The 19,481-nt window shown below is 71.3% G+C and carries 14 protein-coding genes; 7 read left to right on the top strand and 7 right to left on the bottom strand.

All coding sequences use genetic code 11. The annotated features are described in order from the left end of the window. Positions 1–11 precede the first annotated feature (11 nt). The 3 genes from PH203_RS01295 to PH203_RS01285 form a co-directional block, all read right to left on the bottom strand. A complete protein-coding gene (locus tag PH203_RS01295) occupies positions 12–6,233 on the bottom strand; it encodes a tetratricopeptide repeat protein (protein WP_289915074.1) in 6,222 nt (2,073 codons plus the stop codon). 51 nt (positions 6,234–6,284) lie between these two features. Continuing rightward, positions 6,285–6,599 (bottom strand): trypco2 family protein, encoded by a 315-nt coding sequence (locus tag PH203_RS01290; RefSeq protein WP_289915073.1) that lies wholly within the window; start codon positions 6,597–6,599, stop codon positions 6,285–6,287. A gap of 106 nt (positions 6,600–6,705) precedes the next feature. Further along, the gene (locus PH203_RS01285; protein ID WP_289915071.1) at positions 6,706–8,802 is read right to left on the bottom strand and encodes an MFS transporter; all 2,097 of its coding nucleotides are present in this window, start codon (positions 8,800–8,802) and stop codon (positions 6,706–6,708) included. Positions 8,803–8,940: 138 nt separating this feature from the next. Between PH203_RS01285 and PH203_RS01280 the strand changes: the two genes are divergently transcribed. Then, positions 8,941–9,957: a peptidoglycan-binding domain-containing protein gene (locus PH203_RS01280; protein WP_289915069.1), complete on the top strand. Its 1,017-nt coding sequence runs from the start codon at positions 8,941–8,943 to the stop codon at positions 9,955–9,957. A gap of 173 nt (positions 9,958–10,130) precedes the next feature. Here the strand turns inward: PH203_RS01280 and PH203_RS01275 are convergent, their stop codons facing one another. Beyond that, on the bottom strand, positions 10,131–10,799 hold the full coding sequence (locus tag PH203_RS01275; protein ID WP_289916593.1) for an HAD-IA family hydrolase: 669 nt from the start codon (positions 10,797–10,799) through the stop codon (positions 10,131–10,133). A 172-nt stretch (positions 10,800–10,971) separates the two neighbouring features. Next, the gene (locus tag PH203_RS01270) at positions 10,972–11,559 is read right to left on the bottom strand and encodes a TMEM165/GDT1 family protein (RefSeq protein WP_289915067.1); all 588 of its coding nucleotides are present in this window, start codon (positions 11,557–11,559) and stop codon (positions 10,972–10,974) included. 345 nt (positions 11,560–11,904) lie between these two features. Between PH203_RS01270 and PH203_RS01265 the strand changes: the two genes are divergently transcribed. The 4 genes from PH203_RS01265 (at position 11,905) to PH203_RS01250 (ending at position 16,860) form a co-directional block, all read left to right on the top strand. Beyond that, a complete protein-coding gene (locus PH203_RS01265; protein ID WP_289915063.1) occupies positions 11,905–12,549 on the top strand; it encodes an HNH endonuclease family protein in 645 nt (214 codons plus the stop codon). Positions 12,550–12,619: 70 nt separating this feature from the next. Next, positions 12,620–14,263, top strand: coding sequence for an alkaline phosphatase D family protein (locus PH203_RS01260; RefSeq protein ID WP_289915061.1), 1,644 nt, complete (start codon positions 12,620–12,622; stop codon positions 14,261–14,263). A gap of 173 nt (positions 14,264–14,436) precedes the next feature. Further along, positions 14,437–16,326, top strand: coding sequence for an FAD/NAD(P)-binding protein (locus PH203_RS01255; protein WP_289915059.1), 1,890 nt, complete (start codon positions 14,437–14,439; stop codon positions 16,324–16,326). An 84-nt stretch (positions 16,327–16,410) separates the two neighbouring features. Next, positions 16,411–16,860: a DoxX family protein gene (locus PH203_RS01250; protein WP_289915057.1), complete on the top strand. Its 450-nt coding sequence runs from the start codon at positions 16,411–16,413 to the stop codon at positions 16,858–16,860. Positions 16,861–16,946: 86 nt separating this feature from the next. Here the strand turns inward: PH203_RS01250 and PH203_RS01245 are convergent, their stop codons facing one another. Next, on the bottom strand, positions 16,947–17,471 hold the full coding sequence (locus PH203_RS01245) for a superoxide dismutase family protein (RefSeq protein WP_289915056.1): 525 nt from the start codon (positions 17,469–17,471) through the stop codon (positions 16,947–16,949). Positions 17,472–17,722: 251 nt separating this feature from the next. Here PH203_RS01245 and PH203_RS01240 point away from each other — a divergent pair, with 251 nt between their 5' ends. Further along, a complete protein-coding gene (locus tag PH203_RS01240) occupies positions 17,723–18,280 on the top strand; it encodes a VTT domain-containing protein (protein ID WP_289916592.1) in 558 nt (185 codons plus the stop codon). Between the two features lie 129 nt (positions 18,281–18,409). Here the strand turns inward: PH203_RS01240 and PH203_RS01235 are convergent, their stop codons facing one another. Then, entirely contained in the window at positions 18,410–18,637 is a 228-nt protein-coding gene (locus PH203_RS01235) for a DUF2277 domain-containing protein (RefSeq protein WP_289915052.1), read from the bottom strand. Positions 18,638–18,696: 59 nt separating this feature from the next. Here PH203_RS01235 and PH203_RS01230 point away from each other — a divergent pair, with 59 nt between their 5' ends. Further along, positions 18,697–19,452 carry an MBL fold metallo-hydrolase gene (locus PH203_RS01230; RefSeq protein WP_289915050.1) on the top strand — a complete coding sequence of 252 codons (756 nt, stop codon included), beginning with the start codon at positions 18,697–18,699 and terminating at the stop codon, positions 19,450–19,452. Positions 19,453–19,481: the final 29 nt, after the last annotated feature.

Below are 19,481 nucleotides of genomic sequence, written 5' to 3'. Positions count from 1 at the left end.
GCCGCCCCCCGTCACGGCTGCGCCGTGTCGGCGGCCAGTCGGCGGCGGATCTCCTGGGCCTGTTCGTTGACGGCCGAGGCCTCGTCATCCCGTCCCACCTCTGTGAGCCGGTTGCCAAGGGTGGTCAGCACACCGGCCAGCCTCGTCTCATACGCGGCCGGGTCGATGACGGCCAGCCGACGGCAGATCTCCACCGCCTGCTCATCGGCCGCCACGGCCTCGTCCGCGCGACCGACATCCCACAGATCGACGGCGAGATAGGTCAGCGCGCGAGCCAAGTGGACTTCGTGCGTGTCGGAGTCCTCCGTGGCGAGCCTGCGGAAGAGGGCCACGGCCTCCTCGTCGGCTGACAGCGCCTCGCTCGCCCGCCCCGCCTCCGTGAGCCGGACACCGAAACTGATCAGCGCATGGGCCAGGTCGGCCTCCCGCCCGGACGAGTCGGCGGCGACCAGCCGACGGTGGACTGCCACCGCCTCCTCGGCTGTGACCAGGGCTTCGTCCGATCGCCCTGCCTGGACCAGATTCGCCTGGTGATCGGCGAGGACACGGGCCAGGTCGGGCTCGTGCTCGGCCGGGGCAGTCGCGGCGAGTCTGCGCAGGACGCTCACCGTTTCCCGGCCGACCACCAACGCCTCGTTCATCCGCCCGGCATCCGTGAGCTGGTTACGGAGCCTGGTCAGTGCGCGGACCAGGACGGCTTCGTGCTCGGCGGGGTCGTCGGCGGCCAGTCGGCGGTAGATCGCCGCGACCTCCTGATCGACCGCCAGGGCCTCATATGCCCGCCCGGCAAGCACCAGATCGAGACCGAGGTTGCCCAACGCACGGGCCAGGGCGGGGGCGTGTTCGGCGGGGTTGCCGGCGGCCAGCCGGCGGTAGACGGCCACGGCCTCCTCATCGGCCGGCAGAGCCTCCTGCTCGCGCCCCACGTCCGTCAGGCAGTTGCCGAGGCTGGTCAGCACACTGCCCAGTTCATCCTCGTACGCGGCGGGATCGGCAGCGTTGAGCCGACGATAGATCCCCACGGCCTCTTCTGTGACGGCCAAGGCGTCGTCGGCACGCCCCGCCTCCGTGAGCCTGCGGCCAAAGCGGGCCAGAGCGTTGGCCAGCCCTTCTCCATGCGCCGCGAGGTCCGCCTCACTGAGCCGACGATGAATCGTCACACCCTCCCCGAAGGCGGCCAAAGCCTCCTGCGTGCGCCTCGCCTCTGCCAGGTCGGTGCCGAGGTCGGCGAGTGCGCCGGCCAGCCCTGCCCCGTAGAGGGCGGGGTTCTCCTCAGCCAGCCGACGGTAGACCTCCACGCACTCCTGGCCCGTGTTCAAGGACTCGTCCGCCCGCCCCACGGCCGACAACCGTGCCACCAGTCTGGTCAGCGAAACGGCCAGGTCGGGCTCGTACATCGCTCGGTTCTCCACAGCCCGCCGACGGAGGATGTCCACGGCCTCCTCGGTGACGGCCAAAGCCTCGTCCCCGCTCCCCGTCCATTTCAGATCGATGCCGAGGTTGGACAGTGAACGGGCCAGCTCGACCTCGTACGCGACAGGATCCCGGGCGACCAGCCGGCGGCACACCTCGACGGCTTCCCGACCGATCGCCAGGGCCTCGTCTTGCCGCCCGGCCTCCGTCAGCGCGATCCCAAAGCCGGTCAGTGCCCGCGTCAGATCCAGCTCGGACCCCACGGTTTCGTCAGCGGCCAGCCGACGGAAGATCTCCACGGCCTCCTCGGCCACGGACAGAGCAAGGTCCGCACTCCCCGCCGTCGACAGCTGGTCACCGAGCTGGGCCAGCGCATGGGCGAGGTCGGACTCATGGCTGTCCGGATCATCGGCAGCCAGCCGTCGGTAGACGCTCACGGCCTCCTCAGCCGCAGCCACGGCCTCCCGTGCGCGCCCTCTGTCCGACAGCCGCGTCGACAAGCTCGTCAGTGCGCCGGCCAAGTCCGCTCCATGAGTGCGGGGACTGCGCGCGGCGAGGCGTCGGTAGATCTCCACGGCCTCCTGACCGACGGCCACAGCCTCGCCCTGACGGTCGGCCTCGGTCAGATCCACACCAAAATTGGTCAGCACACGGGCCAGCTCGACCTCATACCTGCCAGGGTTGTCCGCGGTCAGACGGCGGTAGGCCGCCACGGCCTCCTCGTCGACTGCCAGGGCTTCCTCCATGCGCCCCGCGCTGACCAGTTGTTCAGCGAAATGGGCCAGTCCAGAAGCCAGATCGGCCATATGAGCACCCGGGTCCTCGTCGGCCAGCCTCCGGAACATGCCCAGAGCCTCCTGACCGGCCGGCAGAGCCTCCTCCGACCGGCCTGTTTCCTGGAGGTCGATGCAGAGGTTGGTCAGTGCACGGGCCAGGTCTGCCTCGTACCTCTCGGGAGCGCCGACGGCCAGGCGCCGGTAGATCTCGACCGCCTCCTCGTCGGCCGCCAGTGCCTCCTCCGCACGCCCCGCCTTCGTCAGACGCACCCCGAAACCGGTCAACACGCTTGCCAGCTCGGCCTCGTACGAGGCAGGGTCGTCCGCGGTCAGCAGACGGTAGACGCCCACCGCCTCCTGATAGGTGTCCAGAGCCCGGTCCTCCTGTCCCGCGGCGGTCAGCCGGCGGCCGATCCTCGCCAGGATGCGGGCGAAGCTGATCCTGTACTCTCCGGGCTCGTCAGCGGCCAGCCGACGGTAGATCTCCACCCCCTGCTCGGTGACGGCCAAGGACTCATCCGCGCGCCCCGCATCAGCCAAGCGGTTACCGGCGATGTTCAGCGCGCGGGCCAGGCCGGCCTCATACGCAGCCGGGTTGAGCTCGATCAGTCGACGGAAGATGTCCAGAGCCTCCTGCGCGACCGCCAGAGCCTCGTGCCCCCGGCTCATCTGTGCCAGATCCATGCTGAGGTTCAGCAGCGCGTGAGAGAGGTCGCTGTCATACGAGACCGGGTTGACGGCGGCGACCCGCCGGAGGACGGCCACGGCCTCCTGATCGACCGCCAGGGCTTCCTCCGCACGCCCGGCCTCCGCCAGCCGGATACCGAGGCTGGTGAGCGCGGGGGCCAGATCGCTGTCGTACACGGCCAGGTTGGCGGCTGACAGTCGGCGGCAGATGTCCACGGCCTCCTGAGCGACGGCCAGGGCCTCCTCCGCACGCCCGGCGGCGACCAGCCGGTCACTGAGGCGGCTCAGCACCGCGCGCAGGTTCGCCTCGTACAAGGCGGAGTTGTCGGCGGCCAGCCGACGGTAGATCTCCACGGCCTCTTCGGTCGCGGCCAAGGCCTCGTCCGTCCGCCCGGCATTCCCCAACCCGATACCGAAATTGGCCAGCGCGTTGGCCCGGTCCGCAGCGAGCGCGGCGGTGTTGGGGGCGTCGAGCCGACCGTAGATCCTTACCGCTTCCTCTGTTGCGGCCAAGGCCTCGGTGGCCCGTCCGGTACTCCCCAGCCGGACGCCGAGAGCGCTCAGCCCGTAGGCCAGACTTGCCTCATGCACGCCAGGCTTGGCGGCGCTGAGCCGACGGTAGATCTCCACGGCCTGTTCGGCCGCGGCCAGGGACTCACTCGTCCGCCCGGCGTTCCCCAGCCGGACGCCGAGACTGCTGAGCGCGAAGGCCAGACTGGCCTCGTGCGCGGCCGCGTTGACGACGTTGAGCCGACGGTAGATGTCCACGGCTTCCTGAGCAGCGACCAAGGCCTCGTCCTCGCGCCCCGCCCTCCCCAGTCGGTTGCCGAGGTCGGCCAGCGCATAGGCAAGGGTGCGCTGGTGGGTGACAGGCCGCTCGGCAGCAAGCCCGCGGAGGATCTCCACGGCCTCCTCAGCGGTCAGGACGGCCTCGTCCACCCGCCCCTCCTCCGCCATCCGACTGCCGAGGCCGATCAGCACCTGGGCCAGGTCGTCCTCATGCACGCCAGGGCTGTCGGCGACCAGTCTCCGGTACGTCTCCACGGACTCCTCGGTCACGGCCGTGGCCTGATGCACCTGCCCCATCTCGGCCAGATCGACGCCGAGATTGGCCAGCCCACGGGCCAGACGTGCGTCGTGGGCGGACGGGTTCCCCGCGGCCAGCCGGCGGTAGATCGCCACGGCCTCCTGATCCGCCGCCAGCGCCTCCTCAGCCCGGCCCATATCCGTCAGATCGACGCCGTGCCAGGTCAGCGCACGGGCCAGGTCGCTCTCGTACGCGGGCGGGTTCTCGGCGGCAAGTCGGCGATAAGCGTTCACGAGGTCACCGGAGAGCCGTAGCGACAGCGGTGTGAGGAGATGCGACGGGTGCGGCAGCGCCGTACTCGCGTTGTCCAGCGCCTCGGTGTGCAGGCTGGTGCGTTCGAGCGCCTCGTCGAGGCGGCGCAGGATCAGGTCGCTCTGCGCTCTGCGGTTCGCGTTGTAGTGCGCGGTCGTGGCACGGGCCAGCACAGTGATGATCTGTGCCTGCTGCTCGGGAGCCGCATCGGTGAGGAGGGCGGGCAGCGGAAGGCCGGCCTGGGCGACGGACTGGGAGGCGTGGTACTCCGCGATACGGTCCGGCTGCAGGGAGCCCCAGTAGCGGTCGGGCTCGGGCGGGTACAGGGCACGCAGCCATTCCGCAGTGTCGGGGATCTTGTCCGCGGGCAGCCCGGGGAGCCTGGTCAGGGTGTCGGTGGCCTGCTCCTCCGTGGCGGCGCCGCACAGGACGGCGGTGGCGACGGCGCGGCGCAGCGTCCTCGTACTCAGCCCCAGGCGGAATCCGGGGCTGTCGGCGGTCTTGTCCCAGTAGGCCTCTTCATGGCGCAGCAGCACCGCTTCGGCCGGCTCCCCGGGGTTCGTGCCGACCGGGGCGGGGCCGTGCTGCAGAAGGGAGTTGAGCGCGCTCATCTGCAGCGTGAGGGCGGAGTCGTAGCGGGGGTCGGCCAGGTCGTCGGGAAGCTGGAGCGCGGTGGCGATGGCGGCCCAGTCGGCATCGGGGAGGTGCGGGACCCGGCCCATCAGGCGGGCGAGGTCCGTGGCCGCCCGGGAAAACGCCTCGGTGCGGTCGCTGAGTGGCAGATCGCGGGGCTGCAGGGGGCCGATCGGCATGAGCGGGGCGGCCGCGAGGAGGTCGTGGGCGGCGGCGCCGGCGTCGAGGCGGTCGGTCTTCCAGGCGCCGCCGGTGCGCGCCACCAGCAGCAGCCGGACGCGGTGCCGGGTGCCTCGCAGATGCTCGATCACGTGGCGGACCAGGCGTGGCCGTGTCTCGGCGTAGTCGACGACCAGGAGCAGGTCGCGAGCGGTGTCCAGACCGGTGAAGTCGGGTTCGGCCACGGTGTCGTTGAGGTTGGTGCGCAGGTGTCCGGTGATCCAGCCCTTCTCGCGGAGGGTGGTCGTCAGATGGCGGGCGAGCCGGGTCTTGCCCTGACCGGCCGGTCCGGTGAGCACCTGTACGGCGAATGTCTCGTCGCCGCGGCACCAGCGGAGCAGTTGCTCGCGTTCGTCGTGGCGGCCGTGGAAGGTGACGGCCTCGACATCGGCACGCAGCAGTGTGGCCACGGACCGCAGGTCGAGGTCACGGGCCGCGGGGATGAGCAGGGGCGCCGCTTCGGCGGGTTCGAGGAGGGGTTCCCAGCCGGTGTGCAGGGCGAGTTGACGGCAGAAGGTCTCGTCGGCGAGCAGGGCGCGTAACGGGGTGGCGGTCAGACGGCTGCCGTGTTCGGCCCGGCGGTCCTGGCCGAGGACGCCGCACAGGAGCTCGCCGCTGAGCACCGCGGCGCCGGACATGCCGGACCACCGACTGCCGCCCGGTGCGTGGAGGGGCACGGTGGGATCGCTGCCGAACACCTCGTAGCGCTGGGCGAAGGAACCCGTGCCGGGCTGTATGTGGCCGATGAGCTGCTCTTCGTGGCGGCGCCCGTCCTCGGGGTCCTTCTGCATACGGGGGAAGCCGATCAGGGCGACGGGCACCTTGCGGGTGCCGACCAACTCGCCCCAGCGCTGCGGAGGCCGTCCCTCGACCTCCCGCAGCGAGTCCGGCACCACCCAGCCGGCCCGCCCGGTCACCTCCAGCAGCGCGGCATCGATCCCGGTCCCGCTGTCGCACCGGTGCCAGCGCACCTCCGCCGGATGTTCCCGGCCCTCGGCATCGGGGCGGCTCACGGTCACCGTGCCCGGCGCCGGACCCGCTTCGTCGCCCAGCACATGGCCGGCGGTCAGCACGAGGTGTGGTGCCACCAGATAGCCGGAACCCAGTCTGGGCGTCTCGTACCCCGGCTCATGGAGCCGGACCTGCACCCGACGGTCGAACTCCATCGGTTCCTCCCCCGTTGCTGCAAGTGGTGCGTGCCCCGCCGTGCGGGCGTATCACTCCCGGTCGTTGACGTTGAGCGGTTTACCGTCGGTGCCCTGAGCGTTCAGTTGGACGGTCAGGGTGTGGGTGGCCCGCTCCGACTTCTCCCGTCGACCGCCGAAACTCAGTGCGGAGAACCGCAGGCCGCCGTCCATGCCACGGGTGTGGGTCAGTTCCATACCCAGTTGCAGGGTGATCTCCCCCAGGGTGAACACCACTCCGCTGTCCCCGTCGGCCTCGATCCGCCTCTGCGCCTCGGAAAGTTGCTCCCGCAGCAGTGCGATCGCGTCCGCCAGGTCCATCCCGTCCTCGGCACCAGGCTCCCCCATCGCCGTCCCCCTCACTGCTCTCGTCCCGGCCCAACCGGCTCCGTCTGCCCACCCATTGTGGCGAAACGAAAGGTCAGCGACTACCGATCCGACAAGGCGCGCGGCCTCACCCCAGCCGCGCCCCCACCCCGTTCTGCGGCTGTTCCCGGTCCGAGCCGCACAGCTCGTTGTTGAGGTCCTTCACCAGCTGTGTCAGATCCGTCGACCGATCCGGCCCCCACCAGTCCCCCAGCAGCTCAGCCAGCGACTCCTCGCGGGCCTGGGCAAGCCGCACGGCGGCCTCGCGGCCGGTGTCGGTCAGGACGAGGTCGAGTCCGTCACGGCGGGCAAGGCGCCGCTCCTCGACCTGGCGGGCGGCGGCGAGGATGGCCTGCAGCGGAACGGCGGTGCGTTCGGCGAGGACGGCCGGCTCGACCCACCCGTACTTCCTGATGCGCAGAAGCAGCCAGCTCGCCGCCGGCAGCAGGTCGTACCCGGCCCGCTCCGTGATCTCCCGGTAGATCTCCCGCCGCCCCTCCCGCGTCCCCAGCACCGACAGCGCCCGGCACACCTCGTCGTACGACGACCGCTGCACCGGGTTGCTGGCCAGCGTCTCGGTGAGATCCGGCGCCGTGACGGACGCCCGCAGCCGGTCCTCCTTCAGGAACCAGGCCAGCACGAAGCCGACCAGGGCGACCGGGGCGGCGTACAGGAAGACATCCGTGATCGACGAGGCGTACGCGTGCACCGCGGGCGGCTGCAGCGCCCCCGGCAGGTCCGTGATGCCGCGCGGGTCGGACTCCAGGCCGTCCACCGAGGCGCCCGGCGGGAGTTCGGCGCCCCGGAACGCGGCGGTGAGCTTGTCGCCGAGGCGGTTCGCGAAGATCGTGCCGAAGATCGCGACGCCGAAGGACGCCCCGATCGAGCGGAAGAAGGTCGCACCGGAGGTGGCGACGCCGAGGTCCTCGTACGACACCGAGTTCTGCACGATGAGGACGAGCACCTGCATGACCAGACCGAGTCCGAGACCGAAGACGAAGAAGTACGTGCTCATCTCGGCGGTGGAACTGTTCTCGTCGAGCCGGTGCAGGAGCACCAGACCGAGAGCGGTGACACCGGTCCCCGCGACCGGGAACACCTTCCAGCGCCCGGTACGGCTGACGATCTGCCCGGACGCGGTCGACGACAGCAGCATCCCGGCCACCATCGGCAGCATGTGCACCCCGGACATGGTCGGGCTGACCCCCTGTACGACCTGCAGGAACGTCGGCAGATACGTCATCGCGCCGAACATCGCGAAGCCGACGATGAAACTGATGACCGCGGAGAGCGTGAACGTGCGGATACGGAAGAGCTTCAGCGGAAGGACGGGTTCCGCGGCCCTTCGCTCCACCGCCACGAACGCGAACGCGAGGACGACACCGAGCACGGCCAGCCCGATGATCTGCGGCGAATTCCAGCCCCACGTGGTGCCCCCGAGGGATGCCACCAGTACCAGGCAGGTCGCGACGGAGGCGATGAGGAACGTGCCGAGGTAGTCGATGACGTGCCGCGTCGACCTGCGCGGGATGCGGAGCGCGGTGGCGATGACGGCGAGGGCGACGACGCCGACGGGGAGGTTGATGTAGAAGACCCACCGCCAGCTGAGATGTTCGGTGAACAGCCCGCCGAGGAGCGGCCCGAGGACACTCGTCGCTCCGAAGACCGCGCCGAACAGCCCCTGGTACCGGCCGCGTTCCCGCGGCGAGACGATGTCCCCGACGATCGCCATCGACAGCACCATCAGCCCACCGCCGCCGAGCCCCTGCAGCGCCCGGAACGCGATCAGCTGCGGCATGTTCTGCGCCATGCCGCACAGCGCCGACCCGATCAGAAAGATCACGATCGCGGTCTGGAACAGCTTCTTCCGGCCGTACTGGTCGCCGAGCTTGCCCCACAGCGGGGTCGCGGCGGTCGAGGCGAGCAGATACGCGGTGACCACCCAGGACAGATGCTCCAGGCCGCCGAGATCGCTGACGATGGTCGGCAGAGCGGTGGAGACGATGGTCTGGTCCAGGGCGGCGAGCAGCATCCCGAGGAGCAGGGCGCCGATGGAGACGAGGACGTTGCCGGGGACATGGTCGTCCCGCTTCCGGGCCCGAGTCTGGTCCCGAGTCTGGTCCCGTGCCTGATCCCCTGCCTGGTCCTGCGTCATGAAGACCTCCAGACCGGTCTCGTTGGACATCCCACCCCCATCGTGGTGGGTGTGCCCGCTTATGGCCTGTCGAGTCCTGTTGGAATCCGACATTCCGGGGGCTAGCGACACAGGAGTGTGAAGAGGGTCTGCATAATCTCTGGAGTTCGCGAGGGGAGGGACGAACACATGGCGGATTCGAGCGGCCATCTGTGCCCGGAGTGCGGGGCACCCAGAGGCGCTGACAACACCCCGTCCTGCGGCTGCACGCAACGGGCGTCCGACGCCCTGCGCGACGCCCGCACGGCGGAGGCGGCCGCGGCGGAGGACTTCGACCCGCTGCGGATACGTCCCTATGTGGAGCTGGAGGGCGAGAGCGCGGCGCCGGGCTCGGCACCGGGTGCGGGGGCGGAGGCGGCGCCGTCGGGGCCTCGCGCCGCCGAGGAGACGATGCCGTTGCGGGCGGTTCCTGCTGAGCTGCCCACCCCTCTGGCTCCGTCGGCCTCCGCTCCCAGCACGACGGACCTGAGCCTCTTCGACGGGGCAAAGCCGCCGGACGGGGACAAACCGCTCGACGCCCACGCCGACTCACCGCGCCGCCGGCCCCGCCGCATGCTCCTCGTGGGCGCCGCGGGCGGCCTCGCCGCGGTGATCGCTGCGGCCGGCCTGGCCAGTGGGTTCTTCTCGTACGACACCCCGACCCGGGACAGCGCCCTGCCGGAGAAGGCGCGGGCGAGCGTCCCGGACACGACGCCGAGCGCGGCGTCCGTGTCGCCGTCGCCGAGCGCGACGTCGCAGCGGCCGACCCCCACGGCTCCGGCCGCTCCGCCCAGCACCGTCCCGCCGGTGTCCCCGACTCCGTCCCCGTCCGTCTCGAAGGCTTCGCCGAGCGCGTCCCGGTCGACCGCCCCGTCGACGGCCCCGGCCACTTCCGCCGCCTCGGCCACGGCAGACGGCTCCGCCGGTTCCCGCGAGTCAACGCCTCCGGTGCTCAGCCGGGGCTCCTCGGGCGAGGAGGTGGTGGAACTGGAGCTCCGCCTCACTCAGCTGGGGCTGTACACCCGCAAGGCGGGCGGCCACTACAACGAGGCGGTCGAGGACGCTGTGACCCGCTATCAGTGGGCTCGGGGGATTCCCGTGGAGGAGTACGGGGTGTACGACCTGGTGACTCGGGAGCGGCTTGAGGCGGAGACGCAGGAGCCGTGAGCCTCCGGCGGTGGGGCGGGGTGCCTGCGGCGGCCTGCGCGGGTGGGGTGGGGGTTCACGTTGCGCACTGCTCGCCATCGGGGGTCGGGGCCGCGCCGGGGGATGTCCCCTGCTCGCCGTTGCGCCGGTGCGGCTCCGTGCTCCCTCCGGTTGACCGAAGGGCCGAGCGAGTTTCAGCCGATGTACACGCGAACCGTTCCGTCCGCCGTGCTCTCCACCCGTACCTGGGTCAGGTCGCGTACGACGACGTCCGGTTCGTAGGAGTCGGCTCGGGGGCCGACGCCCACGATCCGCATCCCTGCGGCCCGTCCTGCCGCTATGCCGGCTCCGGAGTCCTCGAAGACGATGCAGTCCTCCGGTGCCACGCCCAGTTCCGCGGCGCCCTTGAGGAAGCCCTCGGGGTGGGGCTTGCTCTCGCCCACGGACTCGGCGGTGACGCGCAGGGCGGGGAGGGGCAGACCGGCCGCGGCCATCCGTGCCGTGGACAGGGGAACGTCCGCCGAGGTGACCAGGGCGTGCGGTACGTCCCGCAGCGAGGCGAGGAAGGCGGCCGCGCCCGGTATCTCGACGACGCCTTCCATGTCCGCCGTCTCCTCGGCGAGCATGCGCGCGTTGTCCTCGTGGTTCTGGGCCATCGGGCGGTCCGGCAGCAGCAGCGCCATCGACGCGTGGCCCTGGCGGCCATGGACGACCTTCATGACCTCGTCGCCGTCCAGTCCGTGCCGTGAGGCCCACCGCCGCCAGCAGCGTTCGACGACGGCGTCGGAGTTCACGAGGGTGCCGTCCATGTCCAGGAGGAGGGCGCGGGCGGTCAGCACGGTGGGTACGGCGGTGGCCGTCATCGGCAGCTCCAGGGCGCGGGGAACCAGGGGTCCGGGGATCACCCGGAGGGACAAGGTGGCTCCCGCCCACCGGTCAGGGAAAGAGGGCGGGAAGCCACTTTGTTTCTCTACGGTACAAAATCTGGCCCCGGTTACGCCAGCACCCCCCGAAATCGTTCACTCACCGTTCAGCTCACCCGGTGACCGCTTCCCACAGGCTCCACAGCCCGAGCCCCAGCATCAGCAGCGCCGCCACCTTCGTGATCAACCGCAACGGCACCCGCTTCATCAGCGCCTTGCCGCCGACGATCCCCAGCCCGGCCACCGCCCACAGCGCCAGCACCGCCCCCAGACCGACGGAGAGCGGATCGTCGTACCGCGCGGCCAGGTTCGCCGTCATGATCTGCGTCAGGTCACCGAACTCGGCGACAAGGATCAGCATGAAGCCCGCGCCCGAGACCTTCCAGAAGGACTGGTTCTCCGGACGCCGGACCTCCGCGTCCCCATCGGCCCCGCCCTTCGTCATCAGCAGCACGGCCGCGCCACCGAGGAACAGCACACCCGTCAGGGCGCTGACGATCTGCTGCGGCAGCAGTGTCAGCACGCTGCCCGCCGCGACGGCGAGCGCGACATGGAGCGCGAAGGCGGCGGCGACGCCGGCGAAGACGTACGAGGCGCGGTAGCGGGTGCCCAGCACCAGTCCCGCCAGAGCGGTCTTGTCCGGCAGCTCTGCGAGGAAGACGACGCCGAAGACGACGGCCGTCACGGTGAAGCTGATCAAGGTTCCTCAATCGGTAGGGGCCGCCCCACCGAGAGTCTTGCTGCGAAACGACACCTCGGCACGGCAGCACACAGTCAGTGCACTACTGGCCGAAGGTCTCGCTGGCCGGTCACACAGGACCTGCCTCCGGGCGCCGGCTCAGACGAGCTGAGCAGTATGTCGACGGTCCGGCGAAGAGCTACTCCCCTTCAACTCCGTCAATCATACGAGATCGTTTCGACGTAAACCTTGTCGTGTCATGTACGCGTCATTAACTTCTTACCCAACGCACACCTCCCGGCAACGCGAAGCCGCGAGAGTTCCAGCGCTCGCGCTTCAACACCCCCACCCTCACAGGGAGTTCGCATGGCGAAGTTCTACGCGCGTCGACGGCTCAGCATACTCGCGGCCCTCACCGGCCTCATAGCCTCGGTCGGACTTTTCAACGGTCCGACCGCCTCCGCCGCCCTCCCCACTCCGGTCAGCGCCGCCACCGCCCGCACCTACCTCGCCTCCCTCACCGTGGCGACCGAGGACCGCACCGGGTACAACCGCGACCTGTTCAACCACTGGATCACGATCTCCGGCACCTGCAACACCCGTGAGACGGTCCTGAAGCGGGACGGTACGAACGTCGTCACCGACTCCGCCTGCGCCTCCACCAGCGGCAGCTGGTACTCCCCCTACGACGGCGCCACCTGGACCCTCGCCTCCGACCTCGACATCGACCACCTGGTCCCGCTGGCCGAGGCCTGGGACTCCGGTGCCGACAGCTGGACCTCCACCCAGCGCCAGAACTTCGCCAACGACCTGACCCGCCCGCAGCTCATCGCCGTCACGGACAACGTCAACCAGGCGAAGGGCGACCAGGACCCGGCCACCTGGATGCCCTCGCGGACCGCGTACCGCTGCACCTACGTCCGCGCCTGGGTCCAGGTGAAGTACTACTACGACCTCTCGGTCGACTCCGCCGAGAAGAGCGCGCTCACCAGCTATCTGTCCGCCTGCTGACGATTCGGTGACGGAACCTCCCCGCCGGCCTCCGTCGTTCCGTACCGTACGGGGCGACGGAGGAGGACATGTGGCCGAACTTCGGTTGGGACCGCTGCTCAGGTACGCCGACGGCTCGTCCGCGACCGTATGGGTCGAGGCGAGCCGTCCGTGCACCGCCGAGGTGCGCTGCGCGGACGGGGCGGGCGGTGAAGCCCGTACCTTCCAGATCGCGGGCCACTACTACGCGTTGATCCCCGTCGACGGCCTCGCCCCGGGCACCGAGCGTTCGTACGAGGTGTTCCTGGACGGCGTCCGGGTGTGGCCGCTGCCCGGCTCGCCGTTCCCGGAGTCCGTCATCCGCACGCCGGAAGAGGGCGGCACCGTCCGCCTCACCTTCGGCTCCTGCCGCTGGGCCGCGCCGCCCGACGGTGAGAACGACCCCGTCGGCCCGGACGCCCTCGACACCCTCGCGGCCCGGATCGCGGGCGACCCGGACCGTGAACGCCCGGACGTCCTCGTCCTGTTGGGCGATCAGGTCTACGCCGACGAGACCTCCCCGGCCACCCGGCGCTGGCTCGCCGCCCGCCGCGACCTCAGCGATCCGCCGGGCAACGAGGTCGCGGACTACGAGGAGTACACCCGCCTCTACTACGAGTCCTGGCTCGACCCCGAGATCCGCTGGCTGCTGTCCACCGTGCCCAGTTGCATGATCTTCGACGACCACGACGTCATAGACGACTGGAACACCTCCGCCGCCTGGCTGGAGGACATGCGGGCCACCCCGTGGTGGCGCGAGCGGCTGCTGAGCGGGCTGATGTCGTACTGGGTCCACCAGCACCTCGGCAACCTCTCCCCCGCCGAGCTCGCCACCGACCCGCTCTACGCCGCCGTGCGCCAATACCCCGACGGCACCGACGAGTTGCGCGCCTTCGCCTGCAAGGCCGACGCCGATCCGGCCTCCGTGCGCTGGAGTTACCGGCGGGACTTCGGGCGGGTACGGCTGCTGATGGTCGACACCCGGGCGGCGCGCGTGCTCGACGAGGAGAGCCGGTCGATGCTCGACCCGGGCGAGGCGCAGTGGCTGCGCGAACAGGCCCTGGACGCACCGGGGTCGTACGACCATCTCCTCATCGGGACCTCCCTGCCCTGGCTGCTGCCGCACCTCGTGCATGACGCCGAGGCCTGGAACGCGGCCCTGTGCCGGGGTGAACGCGGGGCGCGCTGGGCGCGGTTCGGGGAGGATCTGCGGCGGCGGGCGGACCTGGAGCACTGGGCGGCGTTCCCGGCGTCCTTCGAGGCGCTGACGGCTCTGATCGCGGAGGCCGGTTCGGGGCCCGACGCTCCGGCGACGGTGTGCGTGCTGTCGGGGGACGTCCATCACGCGTACGTCGCCGAGCCGAGCTGGCCGGCGGGTGGCGGGCCCGACGCCCGGGTGCTCCAGTTGACCTGTTCCCCCGTCCACAACTCCATCCCGCTCTCCATCCGTCTCGGCTTCCGCTTCGGCTGGAGCGCCGCCGCCCGCGCCCTCGGACGCAGGTTCGCGGGGCACGGCGGCTGTCCGCGCCCGTCGGTCGACTGGCGGCGCACGGGCGGGCCCTGGTTCGGCAACCAGCTCATGACCCTTGCCGTACAGGGGCGTTCGGCCCGGCTTCGGCTGGAGCAGGCACGGGCGGTACGGGGCGGCAGGGCGCGGCTCGCGGTGGTGACGGAGTCGGTGCTGAGCGAGAAGTAGCCGAACCCTGCGGGCGGGACGCGAGAGGTGTCCGGCTCCCCGCGTGTGACCTACGAGGTGGCCGGGACCGCCGTTGGCTTCCGTGACCCCCGAAGGCATGATGAGGCGGACCTTCCGCTTCCCCGGCGGACGGACCGCTGCCCAGCGCCCCCACACGCACGGGAGTTCTCCTCTTGTCCGCACCGACCACGGCGTGTCCGCCGGTCTCCGTCGCCCTGGTCGGCGCCGGGCCTCGCGGCACCAGCGTCCTGGAACGCCTCTGCGCCTCCGCCCCGGAGCTGCTCCCGCCGGGCTCCCGGCTCACCGTCCATGTGGTCGACCCGGCACCGCCCGGCGCCGGCCGCGTCTGGCGCACCGCGCAGCCGGCGGAGCTGCTGATGAACACCGTGGCCTGCCAGGTGACCCTGTTCACCGACGAGAGCGTCGACTGCTCCGGTCCCGTCCGCCCCGGCCCCAGCCTGCACGAGTGGTCCGGCGGCGAACTGGACCCGGACGAGTACCCGACCCGCGCCCACTACGGCCGTTATCTGGAGTGGGTGTTCGCGCGTACGGTCCGCGAGGCGCCGCCCGAGGTGCGCATACGGACGCACAGCTCCCGTGCGGTACGGCTCGACGACGCCCCCGACGGGCGCCAGGTCCTCACCCTCGACGACGGGCACGAACTGACCGGCCTGTCCGCCGTCGTCCTCGCCCAGGGCCATCTGCCGACCGTCCCGGACCGGGCACAGCGGGAGGCCGCCGGGTACGCCGCCGCCCACGGCCTGCTCCACATCCCGCCCGCCAACCCGGCCGACGTGGACCTCTCCCCCGTCTCCCCGGGCGAACCGGTGCTGTTGCGCGGCCTCGGCCTCAACTTCTTCGACCACACAGCCCTGTTGACGACCGGCCGCGGCGGCCGTTTCGTACACGATCGGCGCGGGCTGCGGTACGTCCGCTCGGGCCGCGAACCCCGGCTGTACGCCGGCTCCCGGCGCGGCGTCCCGTACCAGGCGCGCGGCGACAACGCGAAGGGCCCGTACGGCCGTCACCTCCCGCTGGTCCTCACCCCGGAGGTCGTCGCCGGGTTCCGCAAGCGCGCGGACTCGGGTGAGGCGCCGGACTTCCGCGCGGAGATATGGCCGCTGGTCGCGAAGGAGGTGGAGGCGGTGTACTACGAAGTCCTGCTGGGGCGGCGGGACTTCAGGGACCGCTTCCTCGCCGTCCCGCCCGGCGCCCCTCAAGAGGCGCTTCTCCTGGACGAGTTCGGGGTCCCGCACGCCGATCGCTGGAGCTGGGACCGGATCTCCCGCCCGTACGCGGGACGTGGCTTCGCGCACCCGGGGCAGTGGCGCGACTGGCTGCTCACGCATCTGCGCGAGGACGCCGCGCAGGCCGCCCTCGGCAATGTGGCGGGCCCGCTCAAGGCGGCCCTCGACGTGCTGCGTGATCTGCGCAACGAGCTGCGGCTGATCGTCGACCACGGAGGCATCGCCGGGGACTCGCGCCGGGATCACCTGGACGGCTGGTACACCCCGCTCAACGCCTTTGTGTCCATCGGCCCGCCCCGGCGGCGCATCGAGGAGCTGGTGGCGCTGGTGGAGGCGGGCGTGCTGGAGGTGCTCGGGCCGCGTCTCGAGGTCGAGGCGGCGGACGGGGCCTGGGTGGCGCGCTCTCCCGACGTGCCCGGGTCCGGCGTACGTGTGACGACGCTCATCGAGGCGCGGCTTCCGGAACCGGATCTGAGGCACACCGCGGACGGGCTGCTCGCCCGGCTGCTGAGGACCGGGCAGTGCCGGCCGCACTCGGTCGGCGGTTACGAGACCGGGGGGCTGGATGTAACACCGCGGCCTTACCGTCTGATCGACCGTCAGGGCCGGGCGCACGCAAGGCGGTTCGCGTTCGGAGTGCCGACGGAGGGGGTGCACTGGGTGACCGCGGCGGGGGCTCGGCCAGGTGTGGATTCGGTCACACTTTCGGACGCGGATGCGGTGGCGAGAGCGGCTCTACGTGCGGCTACAGGGGCAACGGAACCCCAAGCGGAAGCAAACCCGTGGCCAAATGTTGAACTTGAAAGTATTGATTAGGTCGTCCTAACGTAGGGCGCTCACTCGGTTCCGTCCCCAGACCGGCCCTCACGAGGGACCGGCCCACCGAAGGAGTACCCCCACATGACTGACAGCCTCAACAAGGCTCAGCCATACGCTCTCGGCCTCTACCGGATCGTCGTCGGGCTGCTCTTCACCTGCCACGGCGCCGTCTCGCTGCTCGGCGTGCTGGGCGGCGTCGACGGCAAGGGCGCCACCGTCGAGACCGGCGCCTGGCCCAACTGGTACGCGGCCGTGATCGAGTTGGTCGGCGGTGCACTGATCCTGATCGGCCTGGGCACCCGGATCGCCGCGTTCATCTCCTCGGGCGCGATGGCCTACGCGTACTTCAAGGTCCACCAGCCCGAGGCCCTGTGGCCGATCGAGAACAGCGGCGAGGGCGCGGCGATGTTCTGCTGGGCCTTCCTGCTGCTGATCTTCACCGGCTCCGGCGCGTTCGGCGTCGACAACCTGCTCGCGAAGCGCTCGAAGGCCGCCAGGCCCGCCACCGAGCAGGCTCCCGTGGCCGCCTGACCCCGCAGGCGCCCGCACCACACGGCGGCGCCCGTTCCCGCACGGCTCATGCGGGGACGGGCGCCGCTTCGCCGAACCGGCGTCCCTCAGCCGGTCTCCCACCCGAAGGGCACCGTGAAGCAGGCCACCCGGGCACCCTTGATGCCAGGTTCGTCGTGGATGACGACGGAGGACGCCTCACCCCGTCTGAAGCCCCAGTCGTGGGTCGCCACAGCTTCGCCGGAGCCCTGCTCGTCCGCGGTGAAGTCGAGCCAGACCTCGTTCTCGGCGTTGACATGATGCGGCTCGCCGGACGGTTCGTGCTGGTAGTGGCCGCCCGCCGCGGCGGGGTCGGCGGCGCAGGGCTTCTGGTGCACATGGACGCCGTACGCATGGCCGGCGACGAAGCCCGTCACCCGCAGCTTCACCGTCGTCGGTCCGCGCTCCCTGCTCTTCTGGCGCACCTCGATCCACGAGGCGGCCGGGACCAGCTCCCTGTCGTACGTCACCGCGGCCGACGGGACGAAGGCGGTGGGCGGTGCGAACCGGGCGTCCGTCCGCATCGAGTAGCCGTGGGCACCGGCCGCGAACACGGCCGCGGCGACGGCGCCCGCGCATATTCCTGCCACCATGATCTGTACCGTCCCTCACGTTCAGGCTGTTTTGCCCCTCTCCCGTGCTACGGGACACCCGCGCCGACCGCCCCCAGGGCGGGCCGCCCGAGTGAACAAGCTGTGCCGAACGCACGCGCACCCCGTGAACCCGCTGTCACACCCCGGGCGTACGCTGTAAGGCTGTTACGGGGGAAAACGGGGAGCAGACGGTGTTCGAGAGTCTTGGCAGTACGGGCGCGCTGACCGGCAGCCCAGGGGTCATCTACGCGATGGTGGCCGCCTCGGTGCTGCTTGATGTGTTCCTGCCGGTCCTGCCGAGCGGCGTCCTCGTCATCGCGGCGGCCACGGCGGCGGCCGCGGGCACGGCGGCGGGCAAGGTACCGGGCGATGTCCCCGACCTCCTGCTGCTCACCCTGATCGCCGCGACCGCCTCGGTGCTCGGCGATCTGGTCGCCTACCGGCTCGCCTGGCGCGGCGGCGCCCGTCTCGACCGCGCGATCGCCCGCTCCCGCCGGCTCACCACCGCGCAGGAACGTCTCGGCTCGGCCCTCGCCCGCGGCGGCGGCCCCCTTGTCGTCCTCGCCCGCTTCGCCCCGGCCGGCCGCTCGGTCGTCTCCCTGGTCGCGGGCGCGGCCCACCGGCGGATCCGGGAGTTCCTCCCGTGGTCGGCGCTGGCGGGCCTGACCTGGGCGGTCTACAGCGTCGCGCTCGGGTACTACGGGGCGCAGTGGCTGGGTACGACGTGGCTGGCCACGGGGGTGTCGGTGCTCGCGTTGTTCGGAGCGGGGGCGGGAGCGGCGTACGTGATGCGGCGGCAGCCGGCGTAGCGCTCCGCAGGAAGCGCGGCCACAGCCGGGCCGCCCGGCCGCGGCGCCGTGACGGCCGGCCCTGCCCACGCGGCGCACCCGCGGACCGATACCGCCCCGCGCCCCGACGGCCGCACCGCCGTGTCCCGGTCAGCCGGCCTTCTGTGCGGCTCCGCGGACCTCCAGACCGTCCAGCAGCGCGGCCGTCGCTTCGGCGACCGCCTCCACGGCCCGGTCGAAGACCTCCTTGTTGTGGGCGGCCGGCGCCCGGAAGCCGGACACCTTGCGTACGTACTGGAGGGCGGCGGCGCGGATCTCGTCCTCCGTCGCCTCCTCGGGGAGCACGGGCGGGCGAAGGGTCTTGATGCTTCGGCACATGCGTCCAGTCTCGCTCGCCCCGGGGAATAGCACCGGGGCTCCGCCGAATTGTGGGGAGCATGACGACAGTGGAGATCTCTTACGTCGGCGGCCCGACCGCCGTGCTGACTCTCGGGGGCCTGCGTCTCCTCACCGACCCCACCTTCGACGCGCCCGGCGAGTACCGGATCGGCGACCGCAAGCTCGTGAAGAAGACGGGCCCGGCGACCACGGCGGCGGAACTCGGCCCGGTGGACGCGGTCCTGCTCTCGCACGACCAGCACCCCGACAACCTCGACACCGCGGGCCGCGCCTGCCTCGCCTCCGTCCCCCTCGTCCTGTCCACGGCCTCTGCCGAGCAGCGTGTCGGCGCCCCCGTCCGCGCCCTGCCCGCCTGGGAGAGCGTCGACCTGGGCGCCGTACGCATCACCGCCGTCCCCGCCCTGCACGGCCCCGAGGGCTCCGAACCCTTCGTCGGCGAGGTGACCGGCTTCGTCCTCTCCGGGGACGGACTGCCCAAGGTGTACGTCAGCGGCGACAACGCCTCGCTCGACCGGGTACGGGAGATCGCCGACCGCGAGGGCCCCTTCGACGTGGCGGTGCTCTTCGCGGGGGCGGCACGCACTTCCGTCGTACCGGACGCCACGCTGACCCTGACCAGCGAGCAGGCGGCGGAGGCGGCACGGATCCTGGGCGCCCGCCATGTCGTACCGCTGCACTTCGAGCACTGGGCCCACTTCACCGAGGACGGACCGACGCTGACGAAGGCCTTCGCCGAGGCCGGACTGACGGAGCGGCTGCACCTCCTCGCACCCGGCGAGACCGTACGGCTGTGACGTCTGCGATGATCCGTTGCGAGGCGGCC

It is taken from the genome of Streptomyces sp. S.PB5, assembly GCF_030403745.1.
Lineage (GTDB): Bacteria > Actinomycetota > Actinomycetes > Streptomycetales > Streptomycetaceae > Streptomyces.
The sequence above is the reverse complement of the archived record's forward strand: the minus strand, read 5'-3'. Positions and strand labels throughout refer to the sequence as shown.